Source organism: Nocardia sp. NPDC051756 (assembly GCF_040681495.1).
In the GTDB taxonomy this organism is placed as follows: Bacteria; Actinomycetota; Actinomycetes; order Mycobacteriales; family Mycobacteriaceae; genus Nocardia.
The window spans coordinates 332,886-348,986 of record NZ_JBFAYV010000008.1 but is presented as its reverse complement, the minus strand read 5'-3'; the positions used below and the strand labels follow the sequence as shown (position 1 = coordinate 348,986).

General features: G+C 67.1%; 17 protein-coding genes. 14 read left to right on the top strand and 3 right to left on the bottom strand.

The genetic code is table 11. From position 1 onward, the window contains the following. Positions 1–27: 27 nt before the first annotated feature. Entirely contained in the window at positions 28–960 is a 933-nt protein-coding gene (locus tag AB0M22_RS34290) for a family 2A encapsulin nanocompartment shell protein (RefSeq protein WP_364735767.1), read from the bottom strand. Positions 961–1,103: 143 nt separating this feature from the next. Further along, positions 1,104–1,823 carry an SDR family oxidoreductase gene (locus AB0M22_RS34285; protein ID WP_364735765.1) on the bottom strand — a complete coding sequence of 240 codons (720 nt, stop codon included), beginning with the start codon at positions 1,821–1,823 and terminating at the stop codon, positions 1,104–1,106. Positions 1,824–1,899: 76 nt separating this feature from the next. On the opposite strand from AB0M22_RS34285, the gene AB0M22_RS34280 reads away from it, so the two are divergent. Then, the gene (locus AB0M22_RS34280) at positions 1,900–2,439 is read left to right on the top strand and encodes a MarR family transcriptional regulator (protein WP_364735763.1); all 540 of its coding nucleotides are present in this window, start codon (positions 1,900–1,902) and stop codon (positions 2,437–2,439) included. Positions 2,440–2,542: 103 nt separating this feature from the next. Here the strand turns inward: AB0M22_RS34280 and AB0M22_RS34275 are convergent, their stop codons facing one another. Continuing rightward, a complete protein-coding gene (locus tag AB0M22_RS34275) occupies positions 2,543–4,048 on the bottom strand; it encodes a PucR family transcriptional regulator ligand-binding domain-containing protein (protein WP_364735761.1) in 1,506 nt (501 codons plus the stop codon). A gap of 162 nt (positions 4,049–4,210) precedes the next feature. Here AB0M22_RS34275 and uraD point away from each other — a divergent pair, with 162 nt between their 5' ends. From uraD to AB0M22_RS34210, 13 genes are all read left to right on the top strand, one after another. Then, on the top strand, positions 4,211–4,723 hold the full coding sequence (gene uraD / locus AB0M22_RS34270) for a 2-oxo-4-hydroxy-4-carboxy-5-ureidoimidazoline decarboxylase (RefSeq protein ID WP_364735759.1): 513 nt from the start codon (positions 4,211–4,213) through the stop codon (positions 4,721–4,723). Positions 4,724–4,790: 67 nt separating this feature from the next. Beyond that, a complete protein-coding gene (uraH, locus tag AB0M22_RS34265) occupies positions 4,791–5,090 on the top strand; it encodes a hydroxyisourate hydrolase (protein ID WP_364735757.1) in 300 nt (99 codons plus the stop codon). A gap of 3 nt (positions 5,091–5,093) precedes the next feature. Next, a complete protein-coding gene (gene pucL / locus AB0M22_RS34260) occupies positions 5,094–5,969 on the top strand; it encodes a factor-independent urate hydroxylase (RefSeq protein WP_364735754.1) in 876 nt (291 codons plus the stop codon). Between the two features lie 2 nt (positions 5,970–5,971). Continuing rightward, positions 5,972–6,841, top strand: a complete 870-nt coding sequence (locus AB0M22_RS34255) for an FAD binding domain-containing protein (protein ID WP_364735752.1) — start codon at positions 5,972–5,974, stop codon at positions 6,839–6,841. Then, complete coding sequence (locus AB0M22_RS34250) at positions 6,841–7,314, top strand: (2Fe-2S)-binding protein (protein WP_364735750.1); 474 nt, start codon at positions 6,841–6,843, stop codon at positions 7,312–7,314. Before AB0M22_RS34255 ends, AB0M22_RS34250 begins: the two co-directional genes overlap by 1 nt. Next, a complete protein-coding gene (locus tag AB0M22_RS34245) occupies positions 7,311–8,657 on the top strand; it encodes an 8-oxoguanine deaminase (RefSeq protein WP_364735748.1) in 1,347 nt (448 codons plus the stop codon). The genes AB0M22_RS34250 and AB0M22_RS34245 overlap by 4 nt, the downstream gene beginning before the upstream one ends. A gap of 109 nt (positions 8,658–8,766) precedes the next feature. After that, the gene (locus AB0M22_RS34240; RefSeq protein WP_364735746.1) at positions 8,767–11,100 is read left to right on the top strand and encodes a molybdopterin cofactor-binding domain-containing protein; all 2,334 of its coding nucleotides are present in this window, start codon (positions 8,767–8,769) and stop codon (positions 11,098–11,100) included. A 126-nt stretch (positions 11,101–11,226) separates the two neighbouring features. Further along, a complete protein-coding gene (locus AB0M22_RS34235; RefSeq protein WP_364735744.1) occupies positions 11,227–12,669 on the top strand; it encodes an NCS2 family permease in 1,443 nt (480 codons plus the stop codon). A gap of 16 nt (positions 12,670–12,685) precedes the next feature. Continuing rightward, positions 12,686–13,753 (top strand): XdhC family protein, encoded by a 1,068-nt coding sequence (locus AB0M22_RS34230; RefSeq protein WP_364735742.1) that lies wholly within the window; start codon positions 12,686–12,688, stop codon positions 13,751–13,753. Between the two features lie 144 nt (positions 13,754–13,897). Beyond that, positions 13,898–14,278, top strand: a complete 381-nt coding sequence (locus AB0M22_RS34225; RefSeq protein WP_364735740.1) for a gamma-glutamylcyclotransferase — start codon at positions 13,898–13,900, stop codon at positions 14,276–14,278. After that, positions 14,275–15,078: a TIM barrel protein gene (locus AB0M22_RS34220; protein ID WP_364735738.1), complete on the top strand. Its 804-nt coding sequence runs from the start codon at positions 14,275–14,277 to the stop codon at positions 15,076–15,078. Before AB0M22_RS34225 ends, AB0M22_RS34220 begins: the two co-directional genes overlap by 4 nt. Next, entirely contained in the window at positions 15,075–15,950 is an 876-nt protein-coding gene (locus tag AB0M22_RS34215) for an NAD(P)-binding domain-containing protein (protein WP_364735736.1), read from the top strand. Before AB0M22_RS34220 ends, AB0M22_RS34215 begins: the two co-directional genes overlap by 4 nt. 11 nt (positions 15,951–15,961) lie before the next feature. After that, the gene (locus AB0M22_RS34210) at positions 15,962–16,099 is read left to right on the top strand and encodes a hypothetical protein (protein WP_364735734.1); all 138 of its coding nucleotides are present in this window, start codon (positions 15,962–15,964) and stop codon (positions 16,097–16,099) included. Positions 16,100–16,101 lie beyond the last annotated feature (2 nt).

Genomic DNA, 16,101 nt, shown 5'->3' with positions numbered 1-16,101 from the left:
CCACCGTCGTCCGCTGGGCGCGAGATGTCAGCTCCGGTAGGTCGGTGCGTAGTCATGGAACTTGCCCACCTCGGCTCCGTCGAGCACTGCCACCGCATCGTCGGTCAGGATCGCCAGCGAGCAGTACAGCGACACCAGATATGACGCGATCGCGCTGCGATCGATACCCATGAACTTCACCGACAGGCCCGGTCCCTGCTCACCGGCCAGCCCGGGCTGATACAGACCGACCACGCCCTGCCGGGCCTCGCCGGTGCGGATCAGCACGAACTTGGTCTTCCCGCGTTCCACCGGCACCTTGTCCGACGGAATGATCGGAATCCCGCGCCAGGTCAGGAACTGCGACCCGAACATGCTCACGGTCGGCGGCGGCACCCCGCGCCGGGTGCATTCCCGGCCGAACGCGGCGATGCCCTGCGGGTGGGTGAGGAAGAAGCCGGGCTCCTTCCAGACCTTCGTGAGCAGATTGTCCAGGTCGTCCGGCGTGGGCGGCCCGGCAATCGTCGAGACGCGCTGCGTCTTCGTGGCATTCGCGATGAGACCGTAGTCCGGGCTGTTGATCAGCTCGCCCTCTTGGTGCTCCTTGATTGCCTCGATGGTGAGCCGCAACTGTTGAGCAATCTGATCGTGCGGGCTCGAATACAGATCCGAGACGCGGGTGTGCACGTCGAGAATCGTGTGCACGGCCTTGAGGCGGTACTCCCGCGGGTCTCGCTCGTAGTCGATAAATGTCTCCGGCAGCGGAGACTCGTCGAAGTTATCGCACTGAATATCGACGGTTTGTTCGTGCGTGACCCGGTTGCGCCGGTAGATACCGGCTTCGACGGGCACCCAGTTCAGTAGATGGACCAACCACCGAGGGGTGATCGACTCCATCTGCGGAACGGACTTTGTTGCGTTGGCAAGTGTCCGGGCAGCTTCATCGCCCAGTGCCACCGGCCGTGGAACAGCTTTCGTCATCGAACCACCTTGGGATCGGCAAATCCACCGTTACCAGCTCGCCCATGCTAGCCCCTGCCTCCCGAACTGCCCGGATAGCCCCTATTGCCCGCCTTGCGCCGCGCGCCGCGGGCCGCGGGCCGATTATCGGTGTCGGAGCCCGGTTAACGAGTGGTGCGTTCTCCACCATTGACCGCCAGCACCTGACCGGTGACCTGCCGGGCCGCGGGTGAGGCGAGATAGTGCACCGCGGCGGCGATATCTTCGGGGACACCGGGGCGGCGGGTGTGTGTCGCGGCGACGAGCGAGTCCCGCCGCTCGTCGGTCAGCTTGTCGCGGAAGAACTCCGTGGCGGAGATGTAGCCGGGGGCAACGACATTCGCGGTGATGCCGCGCGGTCCCAGCTCGGCGGACAGCTGGGTGTTCCAGGAGGCGAGTCCGGCCTTGGCCGCCCCGTAGGCGCCCGCGCCCTTGTCCGCGGCGATCGAGCCGATGTTCACGACGGCGCCGGGGGTGGCCAGTCGGTCGCGCAGGGCCGAGGTCATCAGCACCGCGCTGATCAAGTTCGCGTCCAGGTTGGTTCGCCAGGCGGCGGCCAGGCTCCGCAGGTCGGTCGGCGCTTCCTGGTCGAAGTCGGTGTTGCCACCCGCGTTGTTGACCAGCACGTGGATTTCGCGGGGGAGTTGCCCGACCAGCGCTTCGATCTGTGCCGGATCGGTCGCGTCGCAGACCTGCGCCGTGACGCCGAGTTCCGCGGCGGTCGCGTGCAGCGGCTCGGGCCGGCGTCCGGTGATCACCACCGTGTCGCCCTTGGTCGCGAAGATCTGCGCGATCGCCCGCCCGATTCCGGTCGCTCCGCCGGTCACCACGATGTTCCGCCCCATGGCCATCTCCTTCATCGAGTACATTTAGGTCTAAACGTATACGTCGTTTAGACCTAAACGCAACCCGAGGAGTGGCATGGACGAGAACGACCCGGTCGATGCGATAGCCCTCGCCTGGCTCCGCGAGCGGCCGGGCACGCCGGTCGACGGCATCGGCGTCGTGACCCGAATATGGCACCTGGCCAAGGCTTTCGGCGACGACCGCCGTCGCGTGCTGGCCGTGGAAGACACCGACGCGGCCACCCTCGACCTACTCAGCGTGCTGCGCCGCAGCGGCTCGCCGTATCAATTGACCACCCGGCAACTCAGAGACCGCACCATGCTCACCGCAGGCGCGATCTCCCAGCGGGTCGCGCGTGCCGAAGGGGAGGGCCTGGTCACCAGGGCGCCGCTGGACGACGGTTCGCGGGCCGTCGTCGTCTCGCTCACCCCCGCCGGCCACGCCATGATCGAACGACTGGTCGACCACGTGCTCGGCCGCGAGTACGACTTGCTCTCGGCCCTGACCACGGAGCAACAGGCCGACCTGACGGAGCTGCTTCGAATCCTTCATCAGGACCTGATGACTCGACTGGGCACCCACAAGGTCACGCAGGTGGGCTCGGACGGCACCTGAGCGCGCCAAAGCTGTTGTGTGTCAGCCGGATAAGCGGCGTGGTGAAAGCGTTCCGTCCTTGCTGGACGCGGTTCGTCGCGTGTTAAATCGACCGAGAACGCGCTCAGCGCAGGGCGAGTGCGAGAAAGAAGTCGACGCGGTCTTCCAGGCGGGAGAGATCGCGGCCGGTGAGTTCCTCGATGCGCTGGATGCGATACCGCAGGGTGTTTACGTGGACGTGCAGGAGATCAGCGCACTTGGTCCACGACCCGGAGACCTCGAGGAACGTTTCCAGAGTGTGCACGAGGTCGGCGCGATTGTCCTGGTCGTAGGTGGTGAGCGGGTCGAGCAGGCGGAGTCGGAACATGCGGCGTACCTCATCGGGGACCGACGCGAGCAGCAGCATGTGGGTGGCGAGTTCGTCGTGACCGACGACGCTGGCCGGTTGTAGTCGGCCCGCGGCCATGCGACGGGCGTAACGGGCTTCCTCCACGGCGCCGCGCAGGCCTTCGCCGTCGACAACACCGCTGACGCCGACGGATAGTCGGCTGCCGCGTAGCCCAGGCTCCAAAGCGGTTACCGCGCGGTTGATTTCGTCGATCACCGGAGTGTCCGGACCCGCCGGGATCAACGCGATCGCCTCGCCGTCCACCACTCCGGCGGCCGGCCTTCTGCCGTAAAGGATTTCGCGCAACAGCACGCGTAACTCGCCGGGCCGCAACGTGTCATCGGCGGCAGCGGCCACCGCGATGTAGGTCTCCGCGGGTCCGAGCCCGGTGAGTTCCAGCCGCGAGATGATCTCGGTCGGCTTGGCATCGGACACGATCAACTCGATGAGTTCCTGAGCGAGCCGCCCCTCGGCGCTCTGCCGGTCATCCTGTCGAGCCCGTTCCAACGAGACGACGGCCGCGAGTTCGCCGGCCAGCGCGCGACGCTCCTCGGGCCATTCGGTGTAGTCACCCTCGAAGACCAAGAACCAGTCCGCGGCCCGCGAGGTCCGATGCTCATCGACCGCGAACAGGGAAAACCGGCTGCCGCCATGCAGAAAAGCCAGCGGCAACCGCCGAGCACTGAGAAACGCGGTGGTCACCTCGACCGGCGGCGGCGTGCCCGGCCCGGCCACGGCACGACCGGTCGACGACACCACCCAACATCGCATGCCCAGATCGCGTTCGATCAGCTCCAGCACCGAACCCAGCCCGGCGCCGGAAACCAGCTGCCGATGCCGATCCAGGATCGCGGTCAGATCCGCCGCCCGCCCGGTCGACAGATTGCGGGTGATCTGCTCGGTGACCGCGGCGAACGCCACCGTCTCCGGCACCCGGAACAGCGGAATCCGATGCTTGCGACAGGCCTCGACGACATCCGGCGGCGCACCGCCGTACTTGGCGTCGCCGGCGGCCATTCCGGCGACCCCGGCCTGGGCCAGCGCGCGCACGAACACCTCGCTGTCGGCGGGATCATGCCGCCACTGCAAGCCGGTGAGCACGAGCTCTCCGCCGGACAGGTAGCGACCCGGATCGAGCATGTCCGTGGTCACCACCCAACGCACGAACCGGTCCAGCTCTTCCTCGCCGGTGACGAGTTCGAGTCCCAGGTCCGCCATGGTCAGCAGTGATCGAAGGCGCACGGTGCGAAGGCTAACAGTCGCACCCCTGGTAAACGCCCTTGGACATTCGCACAAAGAGTTGGGTGTGAACTGGCGCACAGTTCAGATTTCTCGTTTCTAGCTGCGGTGTTCCTGGGCGGGTTTACTTGCGGAACAGATTGGCGAACCCCGACAGGAGGTCAGATGGCAGGCGACATCGGATGGCTCAACTCGCTGCCACCGGAGCGGGCCGAGCAGGAACTGCTGACCTGCTGCGCGTCCCGGCAGTGGGCGCAGAAGGTGGCGGCATCCCGGCCCTATCCGGATGCCGACAGCGCCACCGCCGCGGCCGTCGCCGCGGTGTGCGAGCTGAGTTGGCCGGATGTCGAGGAGGCGTTGTCGGCGCATCCGCGCATCGGCGACCGGGCCAAGGCGGAGTTGTCCGAGCGGGAGGCGGCGTGGTCGCGCGGCGAGCAGTCCGGCGCCGCGAGCGCCGACCTCGCCGTGCGCACGGAGCTCGCCGCGGGCAACCGGGCCTACGAGGAGCGCTTCGGCCACGTCTTCCTGATCCGCGCCGCCGGCCGCAGCGCCGAGGAGATGCTCACCGAACTGCGTAAGCGCCTGGCCAATTCCGAGCTCGACGAGCGGATCAAGGTGCAGAGCGAACTCGCGGATATTACGCGCTTGCGGGTGCGAAAACTGCTGGACGCGCGATGAGACGGCGGCACGCGGTGCCCGCCGGTCGAGCTGCGGACAGGGATCTCCGAAAGACACAGGGGGACAAGTGAGTCTGTCCACGCACGTGCTGAACGCGGTGACCGGGCGTCCCGCCACGGGCCTGCGGGTTCAGCTGTCCAGCGCCGACGGCACCGTGCTCGCCGAGCGGCACACCGATGCCGACGGCCGGATCAAGGACCTGCCCGCGCCCGAAACCGGCACGCACCGGCTGACTTTCGACACCGGCGAGATCAGCCCCTTCTACCCCTCGGTCGCCATCGACTTCACCGTCGCCGACCCGGCCGCGCACTACCACGTGCCGCTGCTGCTCAGTCCGTATTCCTACTCCACCTATCGAGGTAGCTGAACAATGTCGATCAAGCTCGGACCGAACCGATATGGCAAAGCGGAGACCCATGTCGTCAGCGTGACGAAAAACGGTGGCGTGCACGAGATCCGGGACCTCAATGTCGGGGTGGCGCTCTCCGGTGACATGGATGACGTGCACCTGACCGGCGACAACGGCGCGGTGCTGACCACCGACACGCAGAAGAACACGGTCTTCGCCTTCGCCAAGGAGCACGGCATCTCCTCGCCCGAGGCGTTCGGCGTGCTGCTGGCCCGGCATTTCGTCGATTCGCAGCCGACCATCCAGCACGCGCGGGTCAGCGTGCAGGAGTACGCCTGGGAGCGCATCGTGCTCGGCGGCGGCAACGAGCAGCATTCGTTCGTCCGCTCCGGCCAGGAGGTGCGCACCGCACGGGTGCACTACGACGGCGAAAAGGCTTGGGTGGTCGCGGGTTTGGAAGGTCTGGTGGTGCTCAACTCGACTGGTTCGGAGTTCCACGGGTACCTGAAAGACAAGTACACGACGCTGAAGGAAGCCTACGATCGCGTGCTCGCCACCGAGGTCAACGCGGAGTGGCGCTTCACCGGCGAGCCGAGCGACTGGGACAAGACCTATCGCGAGGCGCGGCAAGCGCTGCTGGAGGCGTTCGCCGAGACCTACAGCTACTCGTTGCAGCAGACCCTGTACGCGATGGGTGAGCGAGTCCTCAACGCGTGCCCCGAGATCGGCGAGGTCCGGCTGTCGCTGCCCAACAAGCACCATTTCACCGTCGACCTGTCCGCCTTCGGACTGGACAACGACAACGAGGTGTTCTACGCCGCCGACCGCCCGTACGGCCTGATCGAGGGCACCGTGCTGCGCGACGACGCGCCCGCCGCCGGCCCGGCGTGGGAGTGACGATGGATTTCCTACGACCCACCAGCTGGGCGGACGCCCTGGACATCAAGTCCGGCCGCCCGGACGCCACCCCGATCCAGGGCGGCACCGACATGATGGTCGAGCTGAACTTCGACAAGGGCCGTCCGAGCGCCCTGCTCGACCTCAATCCGTGTCGAGAGTTGTTCGAGTACAAGGAGATCGACGGCAAGATCCGCATCGGCTCCGGCGTGCCGTACGTGCGGATCATCAACCGGCTCGGCAACCAGCTGCCCGGTCTGGCGCAGGCCTCCCGCACCGTCGGCTCGCCGCAGATCCGCAACCGCGGCACGGTCGGCGGCAACCTCGGCGGCGCTTCGCCGGCCGGTGACGCGCATCCGGCGCTGCTCGCGGGCAACGCGGTGGTCGAGGTCGAGTCCGCGGCCCGCGGCACCAGGATGATCCCGATCGACGACTTCTACATCTGGGTGCGCAAGAACGCCCTGGAAGCCGACGAGCTGATCCGCGCGGTGTGGCTGCCGCCGGCCGAAGGGCCGCAATACTTTTCGAAGGTCGGCACGCGCAACGCCATGGTGATCGCGGTGTGCTCGTTTGCCATCGCGCTCTACCCGAGCAACGGGACGGTGCGGACCGGTATCGGCTCCTCCGGGCCGACCCCGTTGCGCGCCGGGCCGGCCGAGGAATTCCTGGCCGCGCAGCTGCCGTGGCACGATCCCGCGCCGCTCACCGACCGGGTGCTGCGCGAGTTCGGCACGCTCGTCGCGGCCGCCGCGAAGCCGATCGATGACGTCCGCGGCACCGCGGACTATCGCAAACACGCCCTCGCGGTGCTGGCCCGCCGCACCCTGGGCTGGGCCTGGACGGACTACCTGACAGAAAGGAAGGCAGCCTGATGCGCGTGACCTTCGACGTGAACGGCTCCACGGAGACCGTCGACGACGTGTGGGAGGGCGAGAGCCTGCTCTACATGCTGCGCGAGCGGATGGGCCTCCCGGGTTCCAAGAACGCTTGCGAGCAAGGCGAATGTGGTTCCTGCACAGTCTATTTGAACGGCACGCCGGTGTGTTCCTGCCTGGTCGCGGCCGGGCAGGCCGAGGGCTGTTCGGTACGGACGGTCGAGGGCCTGGCGAAGGGCGCGAAGCTGGATCCGATGCAGCAGGCGTTCGTCGAGGCCGGCGCGGTCCAGTGTGGTTTCTGCACACCGGGTCTGATCATTCAGGCGCACGACCTGATCGAGCACAATCCCGAACCCTCCGACGCGGAGATCCGGGAGGCGCTGGCCGGAAACCTGTGTCGCTGCACCGGATACGAGAAGATCCTCGACGCCGTGCGGCTGGCGGCAGAGCGAAAGGCGGGGGCGCGATGAGCAAGGTCATCATCGAAAACGCTTACATCGCACCGGTGGTCGGCCCGGAGATCGCCTCCGGGTACCTGGTGATCGCGAACGGCCGGATCGAATCGCTCGGCGCGGGACCGGCGCCCATCGTGCCGGACGCGCAGCGCATCGACGGCACCGGCTGTCTGGTCACCCCCGGTCTGGTCAACACCCACCATCACCTCTACCAGTGGGCGAGCCAGGGGCTGTTCCAGGACTCGACGCTGTTCGAATGGCTGACCGGCCTCTACCGGCTCTGGGCGGGCATGGACGCCGACGTCGTATACGGCGCGGCCGCAGCGGGATTGGGCTGGCTGGCGCTGACCGGCTGCACCACCAGCAGCGATCACCACTACGTGTTCCCGAAGGGCCGCGGCGACCTGTTCGACGCCGAGGTCCGGGCCGCGCACGAGCTCGGCATCCGGTTCCATCCGTGCCGCGGCTCGATGGACCGCGGCCAGTCCGACGGTGGCCTGCCGCCGGACGAGGTGGTCGAGGACCGCGACGAGATCCTGCTGAACACCGCGGAAACCATTGACAAGTACCACGATCCGTCGTTCGACTCGATGCTGCGGGTCGCGGTCGCGCCGTGCTCGCCGTTCTCGGTGAGCGAGGGGCTGATGACCGACGCGGCGCTGCTGGCGCGCACCAAGAACGTGCGGCTGCACACCCACCTCGCCGAGACGCTGGACGAGGAAGAGCACTGCCGCGAGCAGATGGGTTGCACGCCGGTCGAATACATGGAGAAGCTCGGCTGGCTGGGCGAGGACGTGTGGTTCGCGCACGCGGTGCACCTGCACGACGCCGACATCCGCCGGTTCGCGGAGACCGGGACCGGCTCGGCGCACTGCCCCAGTTCCAACGCTCGCCTCGGGGCCGGCATCGCTCGGGTCTCCGAATTGCTGCGCGCCGGTGCGCCGGTCGGCCTCGGTGTCGACGGCGCGGCGTCGAGCGAGCTGACCTCGATGGCGGGGGAGATGCGCCAGGCCATGCTGTTCCAGCGGGCCGTGCACGGACCCACCGCGCTCACCGCGCGACAGGCGATGGAGATCGGAACCCTCGGCGGCGCCCGCAATCTCGGCCGTCAGCAGGAACTGGGCAGCCTGGAGGTCGGCAAGCTCGCCGACATCGCGATGTGGCGGGTGGACGGATTCCGCGCCGCGGTCGAGGATCCGGTGTGCGCGTTGGTCTTCGGGCCGACGCCGCCGCTGGCTCGGTTGCTGGTCGGCGGTCGAACCATTGTCGAAAACGACGAACTGCGCACGGTGGCGCACGACGCGGTGGGCCGGGCTGGCGCCGCTGCTCGAGTACGGCTCATGCGAGGACAGGTATGACGGCGGTGCACTCGCGCTCGGCCAATGGAGTGTTCAGCGGTCGTAAGCCCGTGGCTCCGAGCCGACCGCCGAGCAACTGTCCGGGCCCCCGTCAGCGAGAGGAGAAGCGATGACCACCGCACGCACCACCCGGTTCCCGAGCGAGGTCGCCGCACCCGGCAAGGGCGGCATCGGGGAAAGCCCGCTGCGGCCCGACGGCACGCTGAAGGTGAAGGGCGAGTTCGCCTACGCCTCGGACCTGTGGATGGACGGCATGCTGTGGGGCGCGACCCTGCGCAGCCCGCATCCCCGCGCCCGCATCGTCAGCATCGACATCAGCCAGGCGCTCGCGCTGCCCGGCGTGTTCGCCGTGCTCACGCACGAGGACGTGCCCGGCCGCAATGTCTACGGCCTCGATCACACCTGGGATCAGCCGGTACTGGCGATCGGCGAGGTCCGCCACCACGGCGAGCCGATCGCGCTCGTCGCCGCGGACCACCCGGAGATCGCGCGTCGCGCCATGGACGTGATCGCCATCGAATGGGAGGTGCTGACGCCCATCACCGATCCGCTCGCGGTGGTCGCCGACCCCGAGGGCAACAAGGTGCAGGAACGCGGCGGCATCGCCCGGCACCAGCCGGTCCGGGTCGGCGATATCGCGGTCGGCCGCGCGCTGTCCGATGTGGTGGTGACCGGCGAGTACGAGGTCGGCATCCAGGACCAGGCGTTCCTCGGTCCCGAGGCGGGCCTGGTCGCGCCGGGTGAGGACGGCGGACTCGACTTCTACGTCGCCACCCAGTGGATGCACAACGACCTCAAGCAGATCGGGCCTTGCCTCGGCCTGACCGACGACAAGATCCGGATGACGCTGGCCGGCGTCGGAGGCGCGTTCGGCGGCCGTGAGGACCTGTCGATGCAGATCCACGCCGGCATGCTCGCGCTCTACACCGGCAAGCCGATCAAGATGATGTACAACCGCGAGGAGTCCTTCTTCGGGCACGTGCACCGGCATCCGGCGAAGATGCGCTACGAGTACGGCGTGACCCGGGCCGGGAAGATCGTGTTCGCCGAGGTGCAGATCGTGCTGGACGGCGGCGCGTACACCTCCGCGACGCTGAACGTGACCGGCAACGCGTCCTCGCTCGCGGTGGGGCCGTACGAGATTCCGCATATCAAGATCGACGCGTACGGCGTGTACACGAACAACCCGCCGTGCGGCGCGATGCGTGGATTCGGTGCGGTGCAAGCGTGTTTCGCGCACGAGTCGATGATGGACAAGGTCGCCGAGGCACTCGAACTCGATCCGATCCACGTTCGTCAGGTGAACGCGGTGTCGCAGGGCTCGAAGCTGGCGACCGGGCAGATCGTGCACGCGCCGATGCCGATGGCCGAAATGCTCGGTCAGGCAAGGGATATGCCGCTGCCGGCGGCGCTCGATGCCTCCGATATCCGGAACCTGCCCGGTGGCGCGTCGCAGACCACGCATGGCGAAGGTGTTGTGCGCGGCATCGGTTATGGCGTCGGCATCAAGAACATCTGCTTCTCCGAAGGCTTCGACGACCTGTCGACCGCCCGGGTGCGGTTGGAAGTTATCGGCGGAGAACCGGTTGCGCTGGTGCACACCGCGGCGGCCGAAGTCGGCCAGGGGCTCGTCACCGTCGAAGCGCAGATCGCGCGCACCGAGCTCGGCATCGAACGGGTGACCATCCACCCGGCTGACAACCAGGTCGGCGACTCCGGTTCCTCTTCCGCATCGCGGCAGACCTATATGACCGGCGGTGCGGTGAAGGCCGCGTGCGAGGCCGTGCGGATGCGCGTACTCGCCTTGGCCCAAGGACGTTTCGGCGCGACCCGCGGACTCCAGCTGGTCGGCGGCAAGGTGGTCTCGCGCACCGGCGAGGTCTACGCCGCGATCGTCGACCTGCTCGGTGACGAGATCATCGAGGAGACCAGGGAATACCACCACAAGCCGACCACCGGCATGGACCCCGTGACCGGTCAGGGCAACAGCCACACCCAGCTCGCCCTCTGCGTGCACCGGGCCGTGGTGGATATCGACACCGAACTCGGCCTGGTCAAGGTCGTCTCGCTCGACGCGGTCCAAGACGTCGGCAAGATCATGAACCGCCTGTCGCTGGAGGGCCAGATCCACGGCGGCTCCGCCCAAGGCCTCGGGCTGGCGGTCATGGAGGAAATCCAGGTCCGCGACGGAAAGGTGCTCAACCCGTCCTTCACCGACTACCTGATCCCCACGATTCTCGACATGCCGCCACAGCGGCTGGAGATTCTCGAAAACGCCGACCCGCACGCCCCATACGGGCTGCGCGGCGCCGGAGAGCCACCCACGCTCTCCTCGACCCCCGCGATCGTCTCGGCCATTCGGGACGCATGCCGATCCGCGGGCGGAACCGTGCACATCAACCGAGTGCCGGTGCGTCCGGAAGACATCATCCGGAGCAGTTGATCAACAGGGGCAGACCGTATCTCGTGTCCGAACGGCCGCGGTAGGGACCCCACAACAGAACCGAACCACGCGATCCGGCCGGTACGGCCGGTTCGTAGGTCGGCTATGCCCAAGGGAGGGCACGCCATGACCCAAGTCCAGACCCACTCCTCCGTCCCGGAGCCGGTCACCGGAAGGTCGCCGCTCGACCGCTTCTTCCGGCTGAGTGCACGCAATACCACTATCTCCCGCGAAATCCGCGGCGGCATCACCACTTTCGTAGCGATGGCCTACGTTATCCTGCTCGTCCCGCTGATCATCGGCGGGGTACAGGACATCGACGGTAACACCCTCAGCATCGCCCAGCTCACCACCGCGACCGCGTTCTCGGCCGGGCTCAGCACGATCCTGATGGGCCTCGTCGGCAACGTGCCGCTCGCCCTGGCCGCCGGGCTCGGTGTCGTTCCGGTGGTCGCCTTCCAGGCGGCCCCGCACATGACCTGGCCGCAGACCATGGGCCTGGTGGTGCTGATGGGCGTGATCATCGTGATCCTGGCCGCGACCGGGCTGCGCACGATGATCATCAACGCGATCCCGCTGTCGCTCAAGAACGCGATCGGCGTCGGGATCGGCATGTTCATCGCGATGATCGGCCTGGTGTCGGCCGGGGTGGTCGGGCACGGCGCGCAGACCGGTCCGCCGGTCACGCTCGGCGTCGGTGGTCACCTTTCCGGTTGGCCGGTAGTGATTTTCGCGGTCGGGCTGCTGCTCATGCTCGCGTTGTTCATCCGCAAGGTGCCCGGCGCGATACTGATCAGCATCGCCATCGCCACGGTGCTGGCCATCGCGGTCAACTCGCTGGCGAAGATCGATCCGAAGACGTGGGGACCGGTGGTGCCGGAGACGCCGAAGGGGTTCTTCGCGGCGCCCGATTTCGGGCTGGTGCTGGACATCGACCTGATCGGCGGATTCGCCAGGGCGGGTGGGCTGGTCGCCGGCGTGGTGTTGTTCACGCTGGTGCTCACCGGATTCTTCGACGCCATGGGCACCGTGTTCGGCGTCTGTGACGAGGCGGGACTGCTCGACGAGCGCGGCACCATGCCCGGCCTGGGCAAGGTGCTGACGATCGACGGTGTCGCGCAAGTGATCGGTGGGGTCAGCGGCGGCGCGGGTAACACCGTGTACGTCGAGTCCGCGACGGGCGTCGGTGAGGGCGCGCGTACCGGACTGGCCAGCGTGATGACCGGTGGGTTGTTCTGCCTCGCAGTGCTGTTCACGCCGCTGGCCGCGGTGGTGCCGATCCAGGCGGCCGCACCGGCGCTGGTGCTGGTCGGCGCGCTGATGATGACCCAGGCGCGCAAGATCGACTGGGCCGACCTGGAAGTCGCGGTGCCCGCCTTCCTGACCATCGTGCTGATGCCGTTCACCTATTCGATCACCAACGGTGTCGGCGCCGGCGTCATCGCCTTCGTGGTGATCAAGGCGGCGCGCGGCAAATTCAGCGAAATCCATTGGCTGATCTGGGTGGTCGGCGTCGTGTTCGCCGGTTACTTCGGCATCACGGCCATCGAACTACTGCTCGGCGGATAGAACGGCGAATAGAACAATGCGTGACCTCGCGGCAGAACTCTTGCAATGGCACACGGCGGGCAAGTCCTACGCCGTCGCCACCGTCATCGGCGTCAGCGGCAGTGCGCCGCGACCGCCCGGCGCCGCCCTGGCGGTGGATGCCGACGGCGTGGTCATCGGAAGCATTTCCGGTGGTTGCGTCGAGGGTGCGGTGTACGAGCTCTGTCGCGAGGCCTTGCGTACCGGGCAGCCGGTGCGCGAAACGTTCGGATACAGCGACGACGACGCGTTCGCCGTCGGCTTGACCTGCGGTGGGAAGATCGAGGTTTTCGTCCAGCCGATCACCCCCGCGGAACACGACACGATCGAGGCGCTGCTTCGATCGGCTGAGCCGGTCGCCCTCGTGCGCGACCTGAAAACCGGGGCCGCAATGGCTTTGGGGCCGTGGTGGACGCTCGGCGCTACCCTCGATCCGGTTGTAGTGGCGGAAGCTCGGGCGATGCTCGAGGTGGCCGCTACCGGTGTGCGCGTAATCGGATGTGGCGACCGTGAGGTCACGATCTTCGTGGAGTCGTATGTGCCGCCGCCGCGGATGATCGTCTTCGGTGCCATCGATTTCGCCGCCGCCGTGACGCGGATGGGCCGGTTTCTCGGCTATCACGTCACCGTGTGCGATGCCCGCCCGGTGTTCGCGACCCAGGCGCGATTCCCCGACGCGCACGAGGTCGTCGTCGAGTGGCCCGATCGGTACCTGGCGCGCACCGCGGTCGACTCCCGCACTGTGTTGTGCGTGTTGACGCACGACGCGAAGTTCGATATTCCCTTGCTGGAGAGGGCGTTACGCCTGCCCGTGGCCTACGTAGGCGCGATGGGATCGCGGCGTACGCACGATGATCGGATGGCCGGTCTGCGTGCCATCGGTCTGTCCGAATCCGAACTGGCCGTGCTGCATTCGCCCATCGGACTCGATCTGGGTGGTCGTACCGCCGAGGAGACCGCGGTTGCGATCGCCGCCGAGATCGTCGCCGTGCGGCGCGGCGGTTCGACCCGGCCGCTGACGACCAGCGACGGGCCGATTCATCGGGACTTAGTTCCGGCCTGGTGACGTATTCGGCCGGCACGACATACGGCTGGAGCATCCTACAAAAGCTTCTTCGGAATGATCGATCAGCTTTGGGTTGATCTCATCTATCCCGATATCGCGTAATCCCTGCATACTTGGTGAAATTCGACACAAAAGGACCCGATAATGCCGTTGATTTTTCTGAACGGTTCCGCGATGCGCGGAGGGCCGCTCAACCATCTGTTGAACGGTGCGCCGTTCGCCGGTGAAGCGAAAACAGCTCCGCGCTACCGATTCTTCTCCGTGGGCGACCGTTTCCCCGGTCTCGAGCCGTCGCCGGACGGTGGCTACTCGATCACCGGCGAACTGTTCGATGTGCCCCTCGACGTGCTTCGCGAACACCTGCTACCTGCGGAACCACCCGAACTGGAACTCGGCGCGATCGAGCTCGACGACGGCAGGTCGGTCCTGTCGATGGTGCTGCGCCGCCCTCCGACCTCGTACCCGGAGCTGATCGACATCACCCGCATCGGCAGCTGGAAGAAATATCGCGAAGGAGCTGAGTGAAGCATTACGCAGGGGAGTCCGGTCTCCCGAAATTCGACGTCAATTGCTCTATTCTTTTCACGGACCTGCCACTGTTGGAACGCCCCGCCGCGGCTAAGGCCGCCGGTTTCGACGCGGTCGAATTCTGGTGGCCCTTCGGCGAAGACCCCACGCCGGGGGACAAAGAGATCGACGCATTCGTTCGCGCGATCGACGATGCCGGTGTGCAGTTGGTCGGGCTGAATTTCATCGACCTGATTCCGGTGGGACGCGGCCTGGTTTCCGTCCCCGGTGAGGTCACCCGGTTCCGGGACAACATCGAGGTGGCCGTCGGGATCGCCGAACGCACCGGCTGCCGGGCGCTGAACGCGCTCTACGGCAACCGGATCGCGGGCGAGGACCCGGCGAAGCAGGACGCGCTCGCCCTGGAGAACCTCCGGCTGGCCGCCCGCGCCGCCGCGCGGATCGGCGCCACGGTGCTCGTCGAAGCGCTGAATGCCCCGGAGTCGCCGCATTATCCGATCGTCAGCGCCGAAGCCGCCGTGCGCGTGATCCAACAGACCGGCGAGCCGAACGTGCGCTTCCTCTGCGACCTCTACCACTTGGCGCGGATGGACGAAAACCTGATCCAGGTGATCAAGACCTACGCGCGCTACATCGGCCATGTACAGATCGCCGACGATCCCGGTCGCGGCCGGCCGGGCACCGGTGAACTCGACTTCACCACGTTGTTCGAAACCCTCAGCGCCGCAGGCTATGACGGCTGGATCGGCCTGGAATACAAAGACCCCGAGCTTGATTGGAAGTGGATGCAGGCATGAGCAAGATCGGATTTATCGGCCTCGGGATCATGGGTAGTCCGATGGCGGGGCACCTGGTCAAGGCGGGACACGAGGTGACCGGTTACGACATCGGTCCGAAGGGGCTGGAAAAGCTCGAGGAAGCGGGCGGTTCCGCGGCCGCCAGCGTCGCCGAGGCGGTGCGGGACAAGGACATCGTCATCACGATGCTGCCGCAGGACGAGCAGATCGAAGAGGTGTTCCCCGACATCGTCGAGAACTCCGTCCACGGCGCGCTGTACATCGACTTCTCCACGATCACCCCGAAGACCGCCAAGTGGACCGCCGAGCAGGGCAAGAAGAACGGTCTGCGCGTGCTGGACGCCCCGGTCAGCGGCGGGGAGAACGGGGCGATCAACGCGGCGCTGTCGATCATGGTCGGCGGTTCCGAGGCCGACTTCGCGGCGGCCACACCGATCTTCGAGACGGTGGGCAAGACCTTCGCGCTGGTCGGTGGCAGTGGTGCGGGGCAGTGTGTGAAGGCGGCCAATCAGCTCGTCGTCGGCGGGACCTACGCGCTGGTCGCCGAGGCGATCCTGCTGATGGAGAACCTGGGCGCGGACGCGGCCAAGGGGCTGGATGTGCTGGCCGGCGGGCTCGCGGGCAGCAAGATCCTGGAGCTGAAGCGCGAAACCATGCTGGCTCGTAACTTCGTGCCCGGCTTCCGGATCGACCTGCACCACAAGGACATGGGCATCATCCTGCAGGCCGCTCGCGAGGCCGAGGTATCCATCCCGATGGGTGCGCTGACCGCGCAGCTCATCGCGGCGGGCCGGGCCATGGGCTACGGCTCGCTCGACCACTCCGGTTTGCTGCTTGTCGCGGAGGCGCTGTCGGGCCGGGGCGAGGCGTGAGGATGCCGACCATGTCCACAACGTATGCGCGCCACGAGGAATGCGGTATTCGGCTGCCGGATGGCTGGGTGCGCAGCGACATACATGCCGACAGTGCAGTGCTGCACGCGATGCAAACGTGCGGCGCGCGCCAGAACAAGGAGCGTTGAGC